Below are 18,434 nucleotides of genomic sequence, written 5' to 3'. Positions count from 1 at the left end.
GCGTTGAGCCCTCGAAGACGTCCGGAGCGAGCGTGAGGACCCATCAGTCGTGCCGAGGATTCCCACCGTCACCCTCAACAACGGCGTCACCATGCCGTCCGTCGGTTTCGGGACGTCGCAGGTGTCGGACCGCAGCGCCGCGGCCGTGGTCGGGACGGCCCTGGAGGCGGGCTACCGGAGCGTCGACACGGCCGGTGTCTACGGCAACGAGTCCGGCGTCGGGCGCGGCCTGGCGGCGTCGGGGGTGCCGCGCCGCGAGCTGTTCGTCACCACCAAGGTCTGGACCGACAGCCAGGGGTACGACCCCGCGCTGCGCGCCCTCGACGCGTCGCTGACGAGGCTGGGGCTCGACCACGTCGACCTGTACCTGATCCACTGGCCCGCCCCCGCCCTCGACCGGTACGTGGACACCTGGCGCGCCTTCGAGAGGATCCTCGCCGACGGCCTGGCGCGCGCCGTCGGCGTGTCCAACTTCCAGCCCGCGCACCTGCGCAGGCTCTTCGAGGCGACCGGTACCGTGCCCGCCGTGAACCAGGTCGAGCTCCACCCGCGGCTGCAGCAGCACGCCCTGCGCGCCGTCCACGCGGCCCACGGCATCGTCACCGAGGCGTGGAGCCCGCTCGGCAGGGGCCAGGGCCTGTTGCGCGAGCCCGCCTTCGCGTCGATCGGTGCCAAGTACGGCGTGTCCCCCGCGCAGGTGGTGCTCCGCTGGCAGGTGCAGCAGGGCCACGTGGTGATCCCGAAGTCCGCCTCCCGCGAGCGGATGCGGGAGAACCTCGACCTGTTCTCCTTCGCCCTGGACGCCGACGACCTGGCGACCGTGGCCGCCCTCGACGCAGGAGGCCGGATCGGCCCCGACCCGGACACGTTCAACGTCGCCTGACCCGGCCCCGGTCCCGGCTCCGGTCCCGGCCCCGGCCGGCGGCGTTCGCGGCCCCGAGCCGGGCGCCCGGCCGCTCGCCCTGCTGTCGGGCGGGTGGCGGCATAGCCTGGACGCAGGCCTGGACGCAGACCCGGACGCGGTTCCCGGTGCGAGCACCGGGCCGTCCCGCGATGCCGCCCCGCAGTCAGGAGGAGCCGGCCATGAGAAACCCCGTCGTCGTGGGTGTCGCCGCTTCGCAGTCGAGCCTGGAGGCCGTGGACTGGGCGTCGGACGAGGCCTGGCTGCGGGAGGCACCGCTGCGCCTGGTCCACGCCTGGTTCGGTGAAGCGGCGCACGCTCCCGCGGGCCAGGAGACACGGCTCAGCCAGGAGGCGGGCGCCGTTCTGCTCGACGCGGCACGTGCCCAGGTGCTGCTCCGCCACCCCGGCCTCGACATCGCCACCGAGCTGGTGGACGACCACCCGCGGCAGGCATTGTCCGAGGCCTCCGGCGGCGCACTGCTCCTGGTCCTGGGCGCGCGCGGCTCGGGAGGCTTCCCGCGCCTGCTGCTCGGCTCGACCGGCCTCCAGACCGCCGCCCACGCCGACTGCCCGGTCGTCGTGGTGCACCCCGCCAAGGCGGAAGCCGGCGGGGTGCTGGTGGGCGTCCAGGGCAGGGGGCACGACGACGAGGTGCTGGACTACGCGTTCGACTCCGCGCGGCGGCGGAACCTCCCGCTGCTCGCCGTCCACGCCTGGGCCTATCCGCTGGTCGCCGGCCCCGCGCACGACCTCCCCCTGGTCTACGAGGAGGCGGACATCGCCGACGAGCACGAGCGGCTGCTGGCCGAGGTGCTGGCCGGCCGGCGTGAACGGTACCCGGAGGTCACCGTCACGGCGACCTCGGTCCGGTCCAACCCGGCCCGGGAGCTGGTCGCCGGGTCGCAGACGCAGCGGCTGGTCGTCGTCGGCCGGCACGGCGAGCCGCGCGGACCGCTCGGCAGGCTCGGCTCGACCAGCCAGGCGGTGGTCCAGCACGCCGGTTGCGCGGTCGCCGTCGTGCCGGGCTGAGCCCCGGCGCCGGATCCGGTGGAGGAGCCATGACGTCCGCCAGCAGCAACCGTCCGATCGTCCTCGGCGTGGACGCGCTCGCCCCGGGGGCCACACCGGTGGCCTGGGCCGCCGACGAGGCGGACCTCGGCGGCCGGCCGCTGCGGCTGGTCCACGCCCTGCCGCCGACCTCCCAGGACCGGCGCGCGCTCGGGGCGGAGCAGTACCGCGAGGAGCTGCGCGAGCGCGGCCGGCGGGCGCTGGACGAGGCCGCCGCCCTCGCCCTCCGACGGCACCCGGACCTGTCGGTGACCGCGGCCGTCGCGGAGGACGTCGCCGCCCCGGCGCTCTGCCGGGAGTCCGCGCACGCCGCGTTCGTCGTCCTGGGCTCGCGCGGGCTGAACCGGCTGGAGGAGGTGCTGAGCGCCTCCTCGGTGACCGTCCCGGTGAGCGCCCAGGCCCACTGCCCGGTGGTGGTGGTCCGCGAAGCGGAGGACGCCGCCCGGGAGGAGCCGGCGGAGCCCTACGTCGTGGTCGGCGTGGACGGCAGCCCGTCCTCCGCGGCGGCGGTGGAGTTCGCCTTCGACCTCGCCACCCGGCACCGGGCCGCGCTGCACGCCGTCCGGGTCCGGCGGTCGCGCCGGAGCGCCCAGGTCGACGAGGACGCGGCCGACGAGGAGCTGCGGCAACTCCTGGACGAGGCGACGGCCGGCCGCCGGGCCGCGTACCCCGACCTCACGCTCACCCGTGCCGTGCTCCTCGGCCACCCCGTCGAGGAGCTCGCCAGGGCCTCCGAGCACGCGATCGGCGTCGTGGTGGGGCGCCGCGGGCGCGGCGGGTTCACCGGCATGCGGCTCGGGTCCGTCCCGCACGGGCTGCTGCACCGCGCCCACTGCCCGGTCGTCACCGTGCCCGCTCCCCCGGACATCGGGCACTGAGCGGCGCGGGTCGACGGGCACTGAGCGGCGCGGGTCGACGGGCACTGAGCGGCGCGGCCCTCCCGCCGGAACCTTGACGCCGGGGTAACGCCCGGCCCGTTCCGTGACGGCGATACTGGGAGGGTCGCGAGCGGCGGATCCGGCGCACGGGTTCCGGGACGGGAGGAACCGTGGGAACGACGACCGGGATCGCCGCCGCCCTGGCGGTGTTCGCGGGGCTGGGCGGCCTCGTCGCCCACCTGGCCGGCGTGGCGGGCCTGCGGGATCTCCAGCGGCTGCGCCGGGTCGGCGTGCCGGTGCGGGCGTTGGTGCGCGAGCGCCTCCCCGCACCGGAGGACCGCTCGGCCGTCTCCCGTCCGCTGCTGCAGTTCACCACCGAGGACGGCCGTGTGGTGGAGGTGTTCTCGCCGGTGCCGTCGAGCCGGCGGGTGCCCCTCGTCGACGGCTCCTACGTCGCGCTCCGCTACGACCCGGCGGATCCTCGCCTGGTCCTCGTCGCCGGCCGCGAGCGCCGCCGGCTGGAGTACGCCTTCCTGGGGCTGGGCGGCGTCATGGTGCTCGCCGCACTCGTCGTGGTGCTCCTCGGCGGGTGAGTCCGGCGCCGGGCGGATCCACGCAACTCCCGTGACCTCACAAGGACTTCGAACCCCGCGCCGACCCCCGGCAGCGCGCCCCCGGTCCGCCCGGGTACGCCACCGGACGCGTCAGGCGAATTCCCGCAGCCGGGGTCGGACCCCCAGGACGGTCAGCGCCGCCGCCAGGGCCAGGGTGACCGCCCCGGCGGCGGCGCAGACGGCGTCGAGATCGTCGTCGGTGGCCGCGACCGCGTGGTCGAGCGCGCGCCGGTTGATCGCCTGGACGTCGTCGAGCGCCGCGCTCAGGACGCCGAAATCGGCGTTGGACTGGCCGGCGGCGAGACCGGTGTTGAAGCCGATCGCCTCCTTCAGCCGCCCCTGCGCGTTCAGTTCACGGATCGTGCGGTCGTCCCGCTGGTACGCCTGGAACGCCGTCAGCACGCGTTCCGCCGCGTCCTGCTCGCCGGCGAAGGTGACGTTGCGGAGCTCGTCGCCCAGGAACCCGCCGAACGGGACGCCGGTGCGGTCGGCCCGGTGCGCGTCCGCCAGGGCCGCGAGCTTCGCGTTGTAGGTGGCAAGGGTGGCGCCGTCGACGCGGGCGAAGGACTGCGTCCTGTCGAAGAAGCTCTGCTCGTACGCGGCCGCCCGGGCCGGATCGGTCAGGTAGCGGCTCTCGTCCGCGTTCAGGTCGTACGCCACCGCCCGGGCCCGGCCGAGCGCGATCACCGAGTCGTAGGAGTTGCTCTTGGCGACGACCGACTGGCGGTCCGCCCGGGAGGCGAGGGCCGCTCCGGCGAGCAGGCCGAACAGCGCCAGCAGGGTGGCGACGGCCAACGGAAGGTTCACCAGCCGCTTGTAACGGAGCGTCAGAAGACGCTGCAAGGCGGCGAGAGCGACGAGCGCGAGCAGGCCGGTCAGCAGGAACCACCACCGGCCGGCACCCAGATCGCCCCGCTGCGCCGCGTAGATCCGCTCCACGGTGGCCGCGTTGGCCGCCGTGACCTCGTCCACCGCGGGCAGCAGCCGCTGCCGCAGCAGGTCGGTCGCCTCCCGGTACGCCGTGAGCGCCTCCGCCGACGGCTTGCCGGCCGGCGCGTGGGCCTGCTCCTCCAGCAGCTGCGCCCGGGCCACCCGGCCCTCGTAGCGGCCGAGTTCACCGATCACCGTCTGCACCGCCCGCTGCCCGGCCGGATCGCCCGCCACCGCCTCGGCCACCCGCTGAAGGTCGGTGTCCGCCTGGGCACGGCGCTGCTCGTACGTTTCCAGGGCCTGCCCGCGGGCGTCCGCGAAGTCCGGATCGGCGCCGAACAGCAGCAGATTGGCCGCCTGGGCGTCCATGTCGTTCAGGGCGAAGGAGAGGTCCGCCGAGCGCACCACCTGCGGGGCGGCGTGCTGACCGATCGCGTCGGCGCCGTCCCGGGCGCCGGCCAGGACGGTGGCGCCGACCGCTCCGGCGAGGACCAGTGCCGCCAGGCAGAGCCCCGCGAGGCCGCGCACCAGGCGCGGCGTGTTCCACCACGACCGGCGGAGCCAGCCGTGGGAGGCCCGCGCCCGAGGAGTCCAGTGACGGGGGGCGTGCGGCGCGGGTGTCGGTACGGCCGGTTCGAAGCCCGCCACCCCCGGCGAGCCCGTCCCCACGACGACCGATCGGCCCGACCTACCCGTTGGCATCGCCGCGCGCCCCCCTACCCTGTTTTCACTGGCCGCCGAAACGGCCCCGAAGGAACCGTCGGGGCTGGGATTTCGGCACGGTCGCCGTTCAGTCGTCAACCCTGGTGGCGAACCGTTTCCTCGCCGCTGACGCTATGCCCCGGCGGCACCGCGACCGGCCGCTCCTGACGCCTCCTTGACGCCCCGCCCGGGGATCTTGACGCACCATTGGCGCCCGAATTCGGGGCCGGCGGCGGCAGCCGGCCCCGGACTCGGTGATCGGGTGACGTGGCCGCGCCGGGTCGGCTTCGAGCGTGCGGCGCACGGCGGATCGACCCGTCCTGGCTGCGGCCGTGGCCCTCCCCCTCCGACCCCCGGGCCTCACACCTCGGACCTCACACCTCGGACCTCGGCCGGGAGGCATGCCGAGGCCCCCGGGGCCGCCCGTCCGCCACAGTCGGACGAGGGCCTCCGGGGGCCGTCGGGGTTCACCCGGTGCCGGTGGCACGCGGCACCGGGTGGGTCATCGGGTCACCCGGCCATGGGTCATCGGGTTGGGCCACCGGTCATCAGCTCGGCTTGCGGCCGTGGTTGGCCTTCTTCTTCCGCCGGGTCTTCTTCTTGCGGGCACGCTTGGACATGTCGTTCCTTCTCTGGCAGTTCCGCCGGTACGCCGGTTCCGCCGGTGCGGGGTGGGTCAGGCCTGGCCGACGAGCTGGTCGGCCAGCTTGGCGAGGCGCTTCTGCGAGCGCTCCTCCTGCGCGACCGCCGCCGTCGGGGCGAGCTCGCCGCCGTCGTAGTACTCGCCGTTGAGCAGCGGGACCTGCGGCAGGCAGAGCCGCACCACGGCGGCCGCACCCTCGGCCGCCGGCCCGCCGACCCGGCCGTACAGCGGGAGCAGCGCGGTGTCGCACAGGCCCGGGTTGAGGCTCACCGCGGTGATGCCCGAACCGGCCGGTGCCATGTCGGCGGTGGCCATGGTGAGCGCCAGCTGCGACTGGGCGTAGGCCGCGACCCGGGAGTACCGCTTCGCCCGGTGCGGGTCGGACCAGTTCATCGAGGCCGTGCGGTGCAGGGACGAGGAGACGTTGATGATGCGAGCGTCCCCGGCCGCCGAGAGCGGGGCGCGCAGCAGCTTGGCGAGCAGGTGCGCGGCGAGGAAGTTGACCTGGAGCGAGACCTCGTTGCCGTCGTCGGTGAGGGTGCAGCGCTCGGGCGCCATCACGGCCGCGTTGTTGACCAGGAGGTCCAGCGCCGGGTAGTGCCCGACCACCGTGCCGGCCAGCGCCGCGACCTCCGCGAGGTGGGTGAAGTCGGCGGCCAGCTCGACGAGTTGGTCGCGCCGGGCGCCGGCGGCGACCAGCCGGTCGACGGCGCCCCCGGCCTCGGCGGCGGTGCGGGCGTGCACCAGGACGGTGGCACCGAGCCCGGCCAGCAGGCGGGCGCTCTCCCAGCCGATGCCGGAGGAGGCGCCGGTGACAAGGGTGGTGCGAGCGGACAGAACAGCGTCGGACATGACCCATCCAAGGGTGGCGGGCACCACCGGGGTGTCGCACGGCGTGCCGGAGCACGCCGCGGGGGGCCGGTGGTGCGAGGAAGGCGGAACGGTGGAGGACGCGTGCGCCTCCCCCGCCCGAAGCGGCGGAGGAGGCGGACGGCACTGCGCGGCACGCGGGCCGGTGGCCGGGCGGGGAGGCTCGGACCTACCGGACGGCGGCGGTGACCGCGACAGCGACGACCGGCGGCCGCGTATGCGGCGGGCGGTCGTGGTGGCGTGTCGAGCGGTTCATGTCCCTCATCCAACGCGACCCCGCGACGCCCGGGCAAGCCCGGCGCACCGGCCCTGACGGGCCCCTGACGACTCCCTGACGCGCCTTTGGCGCCGACGCTCCGACGGCCCGCTCCGGCCGGGCCGGCCGCGATACGTCCCGGCGGCGCGGGCGCCCGGCGCACCATCCCTCGGCGCGGGCTATCCCTCGGCGCGGACCAGCTCGGGCGCGGGTCCGACCGGGAGGTGCCAGTGGATGCGCCGGTGCAGGGTCTCCAGGTCGTGCTGGAGCTCCGGCCTCGGAACGGCGAGGACGGGGCAGCCGGCCTTCCGCACGCAGTACGCCGTCACCGAGGAGCGCAGGCGGCGGCGCAGCAGGCCTCCGCTGCGCCCCACGACGAGGAGGTCCCCGGGGCGGTCGGCGCTCCCGACCAGCGCGGGGCCGGTCTCGCCGCGCACCACCAGCGGGTTCATCGGGACGCCCGGGTCGACGCCGGCGAAGGCCGCGTCCAGGGCATCGCGCAGGCGCAGCTCCGCCGCGTCCCGGGCGGCCGCGAGCAGCGGCGGGCAGGGGGAGCGGCGGTAGCCGTACTCGCCGCCCGGCGGCTGCCAGGCCAGCACGGGAACGACCTCGGCCCCGGTCCGGTGGGCCACGGCGACGGCGCGGTGGAGGGCGGCCAGGCTGCCCAGGGAGCCGCTGACGCCGACCACCACGCGGTTCCGGGTCCGCTCGTCGTTCCGGTGGTTGCCGTTCATGTCCTTTTCCTCACGCCGCTGCGGTGCACTGCCGGTTCTCGACTGGTTCTCAGCCGCTTCCAGGGAAACCGCCGGACCGGGCGGGGCGACGCGGTCTTGACGGGTCTCTGACGCGGCCGACCATGATCCGAACGCGGTCTTGACGCCGCACCGCAGGCGGCCCGCCCCGCCCCGGACGGCCGCACCCCGCTCCGCGCCAAGGTTGCGTCGGCCGCCGCGCCGGTCCCCGCCGGGCTTCCGTCAAGGACCGGCCCCGGCCCGTCCGGCGCGCGGTACTGGTCGGGTGCCTACGGCCTGGGCGGGCTGATCCTGCCCTTCCTCGGCATCAAGGCCGTCGACCCGCTCCTGCGGTTCGTCCCCGGCCCCGGTTGACGCCCGACCCCTGACCCTGACCCACGACGCCCGACACCCGACACCCGATCCCCGACGCCCGACGCCCGACGCCCGATGCCCGTCGTCAAGGCCCCGTCAAGAAGCGCGCATCGGACATCAGGGCCCCATCAGCAAGGGCTCCCCGGCGCGCCACCGCAGGTTCACTGGAGGCAACGGAACACCGAGAAGGAGGTGAGCGGCCATGACCGGCACCACGCGGGTGATCGTCGGACTCAACGGGTCGTTGAGCAGTCTCGCGGCCCTGTACCGCGCCGTCGACGAAGCCGCCCGGCGCGATGCGACGCTCGTCCCGCTGACCGCCTGGGAGCCGTCGGACCGCGACGGCCTGCGGCCCCTCTCCGAGCTGGAGCACGGTGCCCGCAAGCGCCTGGACACCACCTTCGAGCAGGCCTACGGCGGCTACCCCGCCGGCCTCGTCCTCCACCCGCTGGTGATCCGCGGCCCGGCCGGTCCGGCCCTGGTCGCCGCCGCCGGCCCGGACGACCTGATCGTGCTCGGCGCCGGCGGTCACGGCCGCCTCGACCACCTGCTGCGCGGCTCCGTCACCCGCCACTGCCGCACCCACGCGCCCTGCCCCGTGGTCGCCGTTTCGCCGTCGGAGCTGCTGGAGTCGCTGGAGCTCACCGCCCGCAGCGGCGGCCCCGTCCCGCTCGCCGCCGGGCGGCACGACCGGGCGGCGGCCGGCGTCCGGGCCCGCTGAGCACGGCACTCCCGGCGGCTCCGGCACCCGGTGGGACCGGCTCTCCGCGGGCGTCGCACCGCGACGGGACCCGCCCCCCGCGGCGGCGCGCTCACCCGACGTGGACGCGGGGGCGGCGGCTGCGGTCCGGCTCGGCCTCGCGCAGCACCTCGCGGGTGACCGGCGCGACCTCGCCGTGGCCGAACAGGAAGAACCGCAGGAACTGGGCGAACGGGTTGCCCTCGGTCCACTCGAAGTAGATGTGCGGCTGCTGCCCCGTCCGGTCCCGGACTTCGATCAGCAGCGCCGCCAGGGCGTTCGGCACGCTGGAGCTCTCCAGCGTGAGCACCCGGTAGCGGTCGTGCAGCACCTCGCCGTGGACCGTCAGCACGGTCTCGAACTCCGACGGGTCGAGCACGGTGACCTCGACGAAGACCAGGTCGTCCTCGGGCGGGATGTCGTTGTCCGCCCGGATCTGCCGCTTCTTCTCCTGGTACTCCGCGAGGTCGCGGCTGTTCGGCTCGTTGGCGATCAGCCGCAGCGGGCGGTGCGTGTAGTCGCGGACGAACCGCTCGGCGGCCTCGTCGAACACGACGTCCGTCACCCGCAGTTCGAAGGCCCGCTTCAGCCGGGAGAGCAGCGACACCAGGATGATGGCGGCGATGAAGCAGGCACCGATCTTCACGCCGTCCGGCCGCTCGTCGATGTTGATCGCCGTGGTGTAGACGAAGACCGCCGCGATCGCCGCGAAGCCGATGGTCCAGTTGCGCTGCCGGGCCTTGTGGGCGGCGATGGTGACGGCGATCGCGGCCGAGCTGATCAGCACCAGCACGCCGGTGGCGTACGCGCCGCCCTGGGCGTCCACGCTCGCGTCGAAGATCCAGGTCACCAGGAAGGCGATCAGGGTGAGCACGATGACCATCGGCCGCACCGCGCGCGCCCACTGCGGCGCCATGCCGTAGCGCGGCAGGTAGCGGGGCAGCAGGTTGAGCATGCCCGCCATCGCCGAGGCGCCGGCGAACCAGAGGATGAGGATCGTGGAGAGGTCGTAGATGCTGCCGAAGGTGTTGCCCAGGTACTCGTGCGCCAGATAGGCGAGGGCCCGGCCGTTGGCCGCCCCGCCGGGCTCGAAGGCCGGCTTGGGGATCAGCAGGGTGGTGATGAAGCTGGTGGTGATCAGGAAGACGCTCATGATCAGGGCGGCCGTGGTCAGCAGCTTCCTGGCGCCCCGGATCCGGCCGGTCGGCCGCTCCTCGGTGTCCTCCGGGTCGCCCTCGATGTGCGGCATCACCGCGACGCCGGTCTCGAAGCCGGACAGGCCGAGCGCGAGCTTGGGGAACGTGATCAGCGCGACGCCGATCATCGCGACCACGTTGCCGTGCTCGGCGGTCAGCGCGTCCGACCAGTCGGTGACCAGGTGCGGGGACTGCGCGACCTCCCAGAGCCCGGTGGCGACGACGACCACGTTCAGCGTGAGGTAGATCGCGACCAGCACCACGGCCAGGCCGATCGCCTCGCTGAACCCCTTGAGGAAGACGCCGCCCAGCAGGGCGACCAGGACGAGCGTGATCAGCACCTGCCGGCCGCCCAGCGCGCTCTGCAGGTGCGGGTTCTCCACCATGTGCGCGGTGGCGTCGGCGGCCGACAGCGTAATGGTGATCATGAAGTCGGTGGCGGCGAAGCCCAGCAGCGCGAGGACGAAGAGCTTGCCCTTCCAGAACGACAGCAGCCGCTCCAGCATCGCGATCGAGCCCTCGCCGTGCGGGGACTCCTGCGCCACCCGCCGGTACACCGGCAGCGCGCCGAACAGCGTGACCAGCACCAGCACGATCGTCGCCACCGGGGACAGCAGGCCGGCCGCCAGTGCGGCGATGCCCGGCTGGTAGCCGAGCGTCGAGAAGTAGTCCAGACCGGTCAGGCACATCACCCGCCACCAGCGGGCGCCCTTGTGCTCGACGGGCGCCTGCGCGTGCGGCCCGGGGTACTGCTTGGCCATGTCGGCCAGCCCCTCCAGCAACCACGCGCGCAAGCGGTGCCGCCCCGACGGCACGGGCCCCGGATCGGCTGCACCCGACGAAACCACGCCGCACCCCTGTCCACAGATTCGCACCGCCTCGCCGTCGCAGCGACGGCAAAGCGACAGGGTATGCGGCTCGGATGATCAGACCGCGCAGCGCCGGAACGATGTCGCCGCAATGGCGGAACGCTCTCCTCCGACCGCAGGCACGCTCAGCGCCCGGACTCCCACCGCGCTTCGAGCCGCCGGACGCCGTCCGGCCCGGCCACGGAGCGCCAGGCCGCGCTCAGCCCGCCCCGCCCGCCGCCGACCGCGCCGGAGGCCGTCGCACCACCCACGGCCCGGAGCACGCTGCTGTCGAGCGGACTGTCGGCGAGCCTGCGGACGACCGCCGCCAGGGCCGCCCCCGCGGACCCCCGGCTACGGGCGCCGGAGTGGAACGGCAGGCGCTGGAAGGCACCGAGAACGGCCACGTGGACCTCACCTCCGGTAGAGGGCGACCGGCCCGGGTCGCCCGGAGAGCACGACGCTAATCCGCGCCGGGTGGCCGTGGACGGGCGCTGACGCTTCCTTGATTCCGCCGACGCGACTGCTGACGGAACACTGACACCCGAGCCGGAGGCCGGGCGTCGCTGCTCCCGTCCCGGGGACGGCTGCACCCCGGCGCGCGACCGGAACGCAGAATATGAGCACCTCTCATGTCGATGATTCGCCGGTGGAACACCCGATGCGGCACAGTGGCCCCATGAGCGCGGACACGAGGAGTCACCGGGTGGCCGGGCAGAACAGCGGACCGGGCCGGCGGCGGCCGGTGCAGCAGCGCAGCCAGGAGCGCTACCAGCGGCTGCTGGACGCCTGCGCGGGGCTGCTCGACGAGGTCGGCGCCACCGCGCTCACCACCAAGGAGGTCGCGCACCGCGCCCAGGTGCCGATCGGCACGCTGTACCAGTTCTTCGCCGGCAAGGAGGACCTGCTGGCCGCGCTCGCCGGCCGCAACCTCGACCGGTACCTGGAGCGCCTCGACCGCCGGCTGCGCGACGAGGCGCCGGCCGGCACCGCCGGGTTCACCGACCTCGCGGTGGACGAGTTCGTCGCGATGAAGCGGGCGGTGCCCGGCTTCGGCCAGGTGGACTTCGGACTGGCCGGCGCGGCCGTCCCCGCCGGGGTCCGGGACGACCGGCACCTGCTCGACAGCGACCTCGACAACAACACCGCCGTCGCACTGCGCCTGCAGGCACTCGGCGGCGAACTCTTCACGACGGCCGACCCGGCGGCGCTCACGCTCTCCCTGCGGGTGGCCCTGGAGGCGGCGGACGCGGTGCTCAAGCTCGCCTTCCGCAGCGCTCCGGACGGCGACCCGGCGCTGATCGCCGAGTGCAAGCGGCTGGTCCGCTGCTACCTCGCCGAGCAGCTCGGCCCCCGCTGACCGGCCCCGACGGACGGCGGCCGGCCCTCCGACGGCGCCCGGGGCGCCGCACCGGCCACGCGGCCACGCCGTTGCGGGCCCGCCCGGGCCGCAGCACAGTGGAAGCAGAACGGCCGCCGGCGCGGCCATCGCTACCCGAGGAGCAGACCATGCACGCAGCGGTAGGTGACCAGCTCCACATCCACAGCAGGTCGGTGGGCATGGTCGACCAGAAGGGCGAGATCATCGAGGTGCGCGGCGCGGAGGGCGAGCCGCCGTACATGGTCCGCTTCGAGGACGGCCACACCGGTCTGGTCTACCCCGGCCCCGACTGCAACATCGAACGCCGCGAGGCGCTCCGCTGACCCATCCGGCCACCACCCCGCGCCCGACCGGCACGGGGTGGTGAGTCACGTGTCCGAGCCCGCCCTGCCCGGGCCGCTCGCCGGGCTGGCACCACTGCTCGACCAGTACGGCTACCCGGCCGTGGCGCTCTTCGTCCTGCTCGACAACTGCGGCGTCCCCGCTCCCGGCCAGACCATCCTGGTGCTGGCCGCCGTCTACGCCGGCGCCGGGCACCTCAGCTTCGCCGGCGTGGTCGGGATCGCCTTCGCGGCCGCGGTCCTCGGCAACAGCCTCGGCTACCTGATCGGCAGCACCGGCGGCCGCGCCTTCGTCCACCGGTGGGGCCGCTACGTGCTGCTCACCCCGGCCCGGATGCGGCGCGCCGACGCCTTCTTCGCCCGGCACGGCGGCAAGGTCGTCACCGTCGCGCGCTTCGTGGACGGGCTGCGCCAGACCAGCGGCATCATCGCCGGCACCACCGAGATGCCCTGGCGGCGGTTCCAGCCCTTCAACGTGCTCGGCGCGGCGCTCTGGGTGGGGGTCTGGTCCGCCTTCGGCTACCTGGCCGGGGCCAACATCGGCGCGGTGTACCGGACGGCGATCCGGTACCAGCTGTGGCTGCTGATCGCCCTCGGCGTGCTCTGCGCGGCGCTGGCCGTCCGGCAGTTGCTGCGCCACCGGCGGCGCCGTCGCGAGCACGCCGACCGGGCCGGCGACGGCTCCTGAGCGCCGCCGGGCCCGCCGCGCCGCGCCCCTCAGCGGAGCGGGAACACTTCGAACGGGACGGCGAAGCGCGTACCGAGCCGGCTGCCGGCGCCCCGGCCGAAGCCCTCCAGGAACTCCCGGGGCTCGGCCATCACACCACCCAGTCCGGCCAGGTACGCCTTGTGCTCGGCCAGCGACTCGACGCCCTTGTCGAAGTGCTCGGTGGTGTCCACGGCGTGCCGCGCCTCGGGCGAGCCGGCCGCCCAGACCGCCCGCACCCCGCCCCACGGCTCGTGCCCCTCGGCCACCAGCTCGCGGAACACCCAGCGGTTGGCGGCGTCCCGGACCGCGTCCAGGGTCGCCCGGCCGACCGCGATGTGGTCGGCCTGGTTGAGGAACGTCCCGCCGTACGTCTCACGGAAGTTGCTGGTGATGACGATGTCCGGGCGGTGGCGGCGGACCGCCCGGGCGATGTCGCGGCGCAGCGGCAGCCCGTACTCCAGCACACCGTCCGGGTACCCGAGGAACTCGACGGTGTCGACGCCGACCACGGCGGCGGAGGCGATCTGCTCGGCCTCGCGCAGCGGGCCGCACTCCTCCGGGCTCATCGTGTCGATGCCGGCCTCACCGCTGGTGACCATCACATAGACCACCTTCTTGCCCCCGGCCGTCCAGCGGGCGACGGCGGCGGCCCCGCCGTACTCCATGTCGTCGGGGTGGGCGACGACCGCCAGCGCGGTCTGCCAGTCCTCGTCGACGGGCTCGAACGGCTCGGGTGCCTGCTGGTCGCTCATGGTGGTGCCGCCTCTCGGTGTCGCGCTCCGCGCAGTCGAACGGCCGACCGCACGATGGTCGTACGGTCGTACCGCTGGCGACTCTAGAAGATCACTCGGCCGATCGACCGTCAGACACCGCCCCCGCCCGACCGCTTGCCCCTGACGCGCGGGTCAGGGGTTAGCGTCCCGGCACCCGCGGCGGGACGGCCCGCTGCCCCGGCTCCACCGGAGAACCGCGATGCCCCTCCCCACGACCGCCCGCGAGGTCCGGCTGACCGCCGCCCCGGCCGGGCTGCCCGCCCCGGAGCACTTCGCCCTCGTCGAGACCGCGCTGCCCGCACCCGGCCCGGGCCAGGTCCTGGTGCGCAACCGCGCCTTCCTGGTCTTCCCCGGCCTGCGCACGCTGATCGGCGGCGAGGTCGCCGGCCTCCCGCTGCCACCGATCCGGCCGGGCCGGGCGCTGTTCGGCCCCGCGCTCGGCGAGGTGCTCGCCGCCCCGGCGGACGGCCCGCTGCGCCCCGGCCGGCTGGTCACGCACCTGCACGGCTGGCGGGACCACGTGGTGGGCGACAGCACGGACTTCACCCCGGTGGACGACTCGCTGCCGGACCCGGTCGCCCTGCTCTCCCCCGGCTCCGCCGGGTACGGCGGGCTGACCCGGTCGGCCGGGGTGCGCGCCGGCGACGTCGTGCTGGTGACCGGCGCGGCGGGCGCGGTCGGCACGGTGGCCGGGCAGGTCGCCCGGCTGCTGGGAGCCGCCCGGGTGATCGGCACCACCGGTTCGCCGGCCAAGGCGGCCCGGCTGACGGCCGAACTCGGCTTCGACGCGGTCCTGGTCCGCGGCGCCGGGCCGATCCGCGAGCAGCTGGCCGAGGCCGCGCCGGACGGCATCGACGTGCTGCTGGACACCGTCGGAGGCGAACAGCTCACCGCCGCCGTCGACGCGGCCCGGCCGGGCGCGCGGTTCGCCCTGGTCGGGGCGCTGGCCGGACAGCTGGCCCCGGACCGCCTCGGCGGCAGCTCCCCGGCGACGGTCGACACCTTCCGGCTGCTCACCCGGGGTGTCACCGTGCGCGGGTTCCGCGGCCAGGACCACCCCGACCTGGAGGCGCAGTGGCGGCGGCAGTTCGGCGACTGGTTGCGCGCCGGCCGGATCACCTTCCCGTGGACGGCCGTGGCGGGCCTCGACCGGGCCCCGCAGGCCTTGCCCCAGCTGATCGGAGGTCGTACCTTCGGGGCCACGATCGTCGAGCTCTGAGGAACGCCGGCACGGTGGGGGCGGCGTCGCTCGCCCCCACCGGAACGACCGGCGGGCGGGACGTCGGCGGCACGGGCCGGGGAGGGGCGGGAGGCCGGATGCGGATCGGGGACGCGGCGGCAGCGGCGGGCACCACACCCCGGGCGCTGCGCTTCTACGAACAGCGCGGGCTGCTGCCGCCACCGGCGCGGACGGCGGCCGGCCAACGCGAGTACGGGCCGGCGGAGGTGGCCCGGGTGCGGGTGATCCGCGAGCTGTTGGCCCTCGGCCTCACCGTCGAGGACCTGCGCAGCCGTGCCCACCGGCTCCACCGGCTGACCGAGGGCGAGCCGCGCAGCTGCGGCTCCGCCGACGGCTCGGGGGCCGAGACCTTCGTCCCGGTCGTCGACCGGCGGCTGGCCGCCCTCGATGCCGAGATCGCCCGTCTGACCGAGCTGCGCGACAACCTGGCCCGGCAGGCCCGGCGGTCGCCCCCCGAACCCGACCCGGTGGACCGGGCCCCGGGGCCGGCCCGCCCGTCCCCCACCCGCCGGACCCCGCGCCCCTAGCGCCCGTCCTCCGAGCCCCGCCCGTCGGAGGGCCGACGGCGCCCCGCTCCGCCTCGGACATGTTGCAGAGGTTTCTCTGCAGATATCCCTATGCAGAGAACTCTCTGCATCCTACGATGGCGGCATGACCGAACACCCGGACCCGTCGGGCCGCCCGGAGCTCCCGGCCCAGCCCGACCGCCCGCTCCGCCGGCTCGACGCCCGCAGCCTGCGCGGGCTGGCCCATCCGCTGCGGATGCAGATCTTCGAGCTGCTGAACCTGGACGGCCCCGCCACCGCCACCCGGCTCGCCGAGCGGCTCGGCGAGAACACCGGCACCGTCAGCTGGCACCTGCGCCACCTCGCCGAGCACGGCTTCATCGAGGAGGAGACCGGGCGCGGCACCAAGCGCGAGCGCTGGTGGCGGCGGATCCCCGTGCGCAACGAGCTGAACACCGACGAGTTCCGCGACGACCCCGACAGCCGGGGCGCGGTCTCGCTCTACACGCACCAGCTGGTGCAGCACTACTTCAACCGGGTCACCTCGTACCTCAGCGAGGACTGGGAGGGCGACTGGCTGGGCGCCGGGACCATCGCGGACTGGACCAACCTCCGCCTGACCCCCGCTCAACTCAGGGCGCTCAACGACGATCTGGTCGAGGTCGTCAACCGCCACACCCCCGCCCCGGACGCCGAGCCCGCCCCCGAGGCGCTGCCGATCGTGGTGCAGCTCCAGGCCTTCCCCCGCAAGACGCGCGGCACCGCATGAGCCGCGACGCCCGCGGCGGGCTGCTGCGCCGCAACCGTGACTTCCGCCTGCTCTTCACCGGCGAGGTCGCCGGCCGGTTCGGCGGCGCCCTCACCAACCTGTCGTTACCGCTGATCGCCGTCGGCGCCCTGCACGCCGACGCCTTCGAGGCCGCCCTGGTGGTCGCCGCGAAGTGGGTGCCCTGGCTGCTGATCGGCCTGCCGGCCGGCGCCTGGGTCGACCGGATGCGCCGGCGCACGGTCATGCTCGTCTCGACCGCCGTCGCCCTCGTGCTCTACCTCACCGTCCCCGCCGCCGCGGCGTTCGGCCTCCTCACCGTCGGCCAGCTCCTCGCGGTCGCCGCGGCCGCCGGCGCCGCCGAGGTCTTCTTCCAGACGGCGTACACCGCCTACCTCCCCACCGTCGTCGCCGAACCGGACCGCGCCGAGGGGAACGCCGCCCTGCACGGCAGCGCCTCGGCCGCCCAGATCGTCGGCCTCGGCTCCGGCGGGGCCGTCGCCCAGGTCTTCGGCCCGGTCAACAGCCTGCTCGTGAACACCGCCACGTTCCTCGTCTCGCTCTGCTCCACCGCCGCGATCCGCACCCGCGAACCCGCACCCCGCCCGCGCGACGGCCGGGGCAACGACAACAGCAACGAGAACAACACCGGCAACGGCCCGAGTCTGCGGCGCGAGGTCGCCGAGGGCCTGCGCCTGATCACCCACGACGTCTGGCTGCGCACCTTCGCCGTCAACGGCGCCCTGGCCAACATGGCGCTGATGGGCTACCAGTCGATCCAGGTCGTCTTCCTGGTCGAACGGGGCCACCTCTCCGACGGCGCGATCGGCGCGGTCGTCGGCGCCGCCGGTGCCGGCGGCGTGCTCGGCGCGGCCCTCGCCCGCCGGGTGGGAGCCGCGATCGGCACCGCCCGCGCCATGCTGCTCTTCCAGTTCTGGGTGCCGACGCTCGCCCTGCTCATCCCGCTGACCACGCCGGGTGCCGGGGTCGCCTGCTACGTCGTCGGCGGCTTCGCCGTCTCGGCGGGCATCGTCGCCGGGAACGTCGTCCGGGCCACCTTCCAGCAGCGCCACGTCCCCGCGCACGTGCTCGGCCGGATCAGCGCGAGCAGTTCCTTCCTGAACTACGGCACCATCCCCGTCGGCGCGCTCGCCAGCGGCGCGACCGCCTCCGCCCTCGGCGTCCTGCCCGCGATGTGGCTGGCCACCGCCGCCGTCCCGCTCGCCGCCACCGTGCTCTGGCTGTCCCCCCTGCGCCGGCTGCGCGACCTCCCCGTCACCTCCTCGACCCTGACCGCGCCGGCCGCCTCCCCGACCGCCGTCCGCAGCACCTGACGCCCGGGCGGACCCCGCGCGGCGGCGGGCGGGCAGCGAAGGGCCCGGGCCCGCCGGGCGGGTCCGGGCCGGTGGTCAGGCGCGGGGGCCGCCCGGCCACTGGGACAGCGGCTTGAAGTCGGCACCCGTCAGGGTCACGGTGGTGCCGGGCGGCACGAAGGAGTCGAAGTCGATCCGCGGATCGCCGATGTCGACGGTGACCAGCAGCAGGTACTGGTTCAGCCGGGACACCACGTTCGACCCGAGCAGTTCCACCTTCGCGACGTTGCCCGAGTGGCTGACGGGCCGCTCGGGCAGGGCCGCGAGATGGGGCGAGACGGCGTCCAGGAAGGCCTGCCGCGCCTTGCTCTCCTGCTCGATCTGCTCGTCGGTGGGGTCGGCACCACCCCCGGCGACCTCGATGCCGGTCGGGGGAGCGTCGATGCGGAACACGGTCATCATCAGCGGGGCTCCAGCTCTTCGGGGATCGGCCGCCGCGCGGGGTCCGGGCCGGCGGCCCTCCGGGTGCGCGGACGGACAACTGCGGCCCGGACGCCGTCGGACACGCTGCCCGGGCCTGTCCGGCATGCTGGCCCACCCGGTCCGGTCCCGCGCAGCGGCGCACCCGGCGGTCCGCCGAGTCCACCCCAAG

General features: G+C 75.1%; 19 protein-coding genes. 12 read left to right on the top strand and 7 right to left on the bottom strand.

The features are described from left to right. Positions 1-91 precede the first annotated feature (91 nt). The 4 genes from ACWDRR_RS23030 to ACWDRR_RS23015 all read left to right on the top strand — a co-directional run bounded on the left by ACWDRR_RS23030 (position 92) and on the right by ACWDRR_RS23015 (position 3,442). Positions 92-883, top strand: a complete 792-nt coding sequence (locus ACWDRR_RS23030; RefSeq protein WP_449774092.1) for an aldo/keto reductase — start codon at positions 92-94, stop codon at positions 881-883. A gap of 200 nt (positions 884-1,083) precedes the next feature. Beyond that, positions 1,084-1,932 carry a universal stress protein gene (locus tag ACWDRR_RS23025; protein ID WP_449774068.1) on the top strand — a complete coding sequence of 283 codons (849 nt, stop codon included), beginning with the start codon at positions 1,084-1,086 and terminating at the stop codon, positions 1,930-1,932. Positions 1,933-1,961: 29 nt separating this feature from the next. Beyond that, positions 1,962-2,849: a universal stress protein gene (locus ACWDRR_RS23020; RefSeq protein ID WP_449774067.1), complete on the top strand. Its 888-nt coding sequence runs from the start codon at positions 1,962-1,964 to the stop codon at positions 2,847-2,849. Positions 2,850-3,019: 170 nt separating this feature from the next. Continuing rightward, a complete protein-coding gene (locus tag ACWDRR_RS23015; protein WP_449774066.1) occupies positions 3,020-3,442 on the top strand; it encodes a DUF3592 domain-containing protein in 423 nt (140 codons plus the stop codon). A 111-nt stretch (positions 3,443-3,553) separates the two neighbouring features. Here the strand turns inward: ACWDRR_RS23015 and ACWDRR_RS23010 are convergent, their stop codons facing one another. The 3 genes from ACWDRR_RS23010 to ACWDRR_RS23000 form a co-directional block, all read right to left on the bottom strand. Next, entirely contained in the window at positions 3,554-4,921 is a 1,368-nt protein-coding gene (locus ACWDRR_RS23010) for a hypothetical protein (protein WP_449774065.1), read from the bottom strand. Positions 4,922-5,771: 850 nt separating this feature from the next. Further along, positions 5,772-6,590, bottom strand: a complete 819-nt coding sequence (locus ACWDRR_RS23005) for an SDR family NAD(P)-dependent oxidoreductase (RefSeq protein WP_449774064.1) — start codon at positions 6,588-6,590, stop codon at positions 5,772-5,774. A 453-nt stretch (positions 6,591-7,043) separates the two neighbouring features. Beyond that, entirely contained in the window at positions 7,044-7,598 is a 555-nt protein-coding gene (locus ACWDRR_RS23000) for a universal stress protein (protein WP_449774063.1), read from the bottom strand. Between the two features lie 574 nt (positions 7,599-8,172). Between ACWDRR_RS23000 and ACWDRR_RS22995 the strand changes: the two genes are divergently transcribed. Next, positions 8,173-8,691: a universal stress protein gene (locus tag ACWDRR_RS22995; RefSeq protein ID WP_449774062.1), complete on the top strand. Its 519-nt coding sequence runs from the start codon at positions 8,173-8,175 to the stop codon at positions 8,689-8,691. A gap of 91 nt (positions 8,692-8,782) precedes the next feature. On the opposite strand, the gene ACWDRR_RS22990 is transcribed toward ACWDRR_RS22995, so the two are convergent. Further along, a complete protein-coding gene (locus ACWDRR_RS22990) occupies positions 8,783-10,666 on the bottom strand; it encodes an amino acid transporter (RefSeq protein ID WP_449774091.1) in 1,884 nt (627 codons plus the stop codon). Between the two features lie 233 nt (positions 10,667-10,899). Continuing rightward, complete coding sequence (locus tag ACWDRR_RS22985) at positions 10,900-11,160, bottom strand: hypothetical protein (RefSeq protein WP_449774061.1); 261 nt, start codon at positions 11,158-11,160, stop codon at positions 10,900-10,902. 272 nt (positions 11,161-11,432) lie between these two features. On the opposite strand from ACWDRR_RS22985, the gene ACWDRR_RS22980 reads away from it, so the two are divergent. The 3 genes from ACWDRR_RS22980 to ACWDRR_RS22970 all read left to right on the top strand — a co-directional run bounded on the left by ACWDRR_RS22980 (position 11,433) and on the right by ACWDRR_RS22970 (position 13,163). After that, positions 11,433-12,113: a TetR family transcriptional regulator gene (locus tag ACWDRR_RS22980; protein ID WP_449774060.1), complete on the top strand. Its 681-nt coding sequence runs from the start codon at positions 11,433-11,435 to the stop codon at positions 12,111-12,113. Between the two features lie 149 nt (positions 12,114-12,262). Beyond that, on the top strand, positions 12,263-12,457 hold the full coding sequence (locus ACWDRR_RS22975; protein WP_449774059.1) for a DUF1918 domain-containing protein: 195 nt from the start codon (positions 12,263-12,265) through the stop codon (positions 12,455-12,457). Positions 12,458-12,506: 49 nt separating this feature from the next. Next, positions 12,507-13,163: a DedA family protein gene (locus ACWDRR_RS22970; protein WP_449774058.1), complete on the top strand. Its 657-nt coding sequence runs from the start codon at positions 12,507-12,509 to the stop codon at positions 13,161-13,163. Between the two features lie 29 nt (positions 13,164-13,192). Here the strand turns inward: ACWDRR_RS22970 and ACWDRR_RS22965 are convergent, their stop codons facing one another. Further along, complete coding sequence (locus tag ACWDRR_RS22965; protein ID WP_449774057.1) at positions 13,193-13,936, bottom strand: PIG-L deacetylase family protein; 744 nt, start codon at positions 13,934-13,936, stop codon at positions 13,193-13,195. A gap of 220 nt (positions 13,937-14,156) precedes the next feature. Between ACWDRR_RS22965 and ACWDRR_RS22960 the strand changes: the two genes are divergently transcribed. From ACWDRR_RS22960 to ACWDRR_RS22945, 4 genes are all read left to right on the top strand, one after another. Further along, on the top strand, positions 14,157-15,176 hold the full coding sequence (locus tag ACWDRR_RS22960) for an MDR family NADP-dependent oxidoreductase (RefSeq protein WP_449774056.1): 1,020 nt from the start codon (positions 14,157-14,159) through the stop codon (positions 15,174-15,176). 98 nt (positions 15,177-15,274) lie between these two features. Continuing rightward, positions 15,275-15,724, top strand: a complete 450-nt coding sequence (locus tag ACWDRR_RS22955) for a MerR family transcriptional regulator (RefSeq protein WP_449774055.1) — start codon at positions 15,275-15,277, stop codon at positions 15,722-15,724. 124 nt (positions 15,725-15,848) lie between these two features. Further along, the gene (locus ACWDRR_RS22950) at positions 15,849-16,472 is read left to right on the top strand and encodes an ArsR/SmtB family transcription factor (protein ID WP_449774054.1); all 624 of its coding nucleotides are present in this window, start codon (positions 15,849-15,851) and stop codon (positions 16,470-16,472) included. Next, positions 16,469-17,803 (top strand): MFS transporter, encoded by a 1,335-nt coding sequence (locus ACWDRR_RS22945; RefSeq protein WP_449774053.1) that lies wholly within the window; start codon positions 16,469-16,471, stop codon positions 17,801-17,803. Before ACWDRR_RS22950 ends, ACWDRR_RS22945 begins: the two co-directional genes overlap by 4 nt. Positions 17,804-17,878: 75 nt before the next feature. Here ACWDRR_RS22945 and ACWDRR_RS22940 read toward each other — a convergent pair whose 3' ends face one another. After that, on the bottom strand, positions 17,879-18,244 hold the full coding sequence (locus tag ACWDRR_RS22940; RefSeq protein ID WP_449774052.1) for a hypothetical protein: 366 nt from the start codon (positions 18,242-18,244) through the stop codon (positions 17,879-17,881). Positions 18,245-18,434: the final 190 nt, after the last annotated feature.

Source organism: Kitasatospora sp. NPDC003701, assembly GCF_053587085.1.
This window is presented reverse-complemented; position numbering and strand designations above follow the sequence as displayed.

Excerpts from the sequence above, each read along its gene's own strand:
- ACWDRR_RS23030 (WP_449774092.1), top strand. The coding sequence starts at position 92 with ATGCCGTCCGTCGGTTTCGGGACGTCGCAGGTGTCGGACCGCAGCGCC.
- ACWDRR_RS23025 (WP_449774068.1), top strand. The coding sequence starts at position 1,084 with ATGAGAAACCCCGTCGTCGTGGGTGTCGCCGCTTCGCAGTCGAGCCTG.
- ACWDRR_RS23020 (WP_449774067.1), top strand. The coding sequence starts at position 1,962 with ATGACGTCCGCCAGCAGCAACCGTCCGATCGTCCTCGGCGTGGACGCG.
- ACWDRR_RS23005 (WP_449774064.1), bottom strand. The coding sequence starts at position 6,590 with ATGTCCGACGCTGTTCTGTCCGCTCGCACCACCCTTGTCACCGGCGCC.
- ACWDRR_RS23000 (WP_449774063.1), bottom strand. The coding sequence starts at position 7,598 with ATGAACGGCAACCACCGGAACGACGAGCGGACCCGGAACCGCGTGGTG.
- ACWDRR_RS22995 (WP_449774062.1), top strand. The coding sequence starts at position 8,173 with ATGACCGGCACCACGCGGGTGATCGTCGGACTCAACGGGTCGTTGAGC.
- ACWDRR_RS22990 (WP_449774091.1), bottom strand. The coding sequence starts at position 10,666 with ATGGCCAAGCAGTACCCCGGGCCGCACGCGCAGGCGCCCGTCGAGCAC.
- ACWDRR_RS22980 (WP_449774060.1), top strand. The coding sequence starts at position 11,433 with ATGAGCGCGGACACGAGGAGTCACCGGGTGGCCGGGCAGAACAGCGGA.
- ACWDRR_RS22975 (WP_449774059.1), top strand. The coding sequence starts at position 12,263 with ATGCACGCAGCGGTAGGTGACCAGCTCCACATCCACAGCAGGTCGGTG.
- ACWDRR_RS22965 (WP_449774057.1), bottom strand. The coding sequence starts at position 13,936 with ATGAGCGACCAGCAGGCACCCGAGCCGTTCGAGCCCGTCGACGAGGAC.
- ACWDRR_RS22960 (WP_449774056.1), top strand. The coding sequence starts at position 14,157 with ATGCCCCTCCCCACGACCGCCCGCGAGGTCCGGCTGACCGCCGCCCCG.
- ACWDRR_RS22955 (WP_449774055.1), top strand. The coding sequence starts at position 15,275 with ATGCGGATCGGGGACGCGGCGGCAGCGGCGGGCACCACACCCCGGGCG.
- ACWDRR_RS22950 (WP_449774054.1), top strand. The coding sequence starts at position 15,849 with ATGACCGAACACCCGGACCCGTCGGGCCGCCCGGAGCTCCCGGCCCAG.
- ACWDRR_RS22945 (WP_449774053.1), top strand. The coding sequence starts at position 16,469 with ATGAGCCGCGACGCCCGCGGCGGGCTGCTGCGCCGCAACCGTGACTTC.
- ACWDRR_RS22940 (WP_449774052.1), bottom strand. The coding sequence starts at position 18,244 with ATGATGACCGTGTTCCGCATCGACGCTCCCCCGACCGGCATCGAGGTC.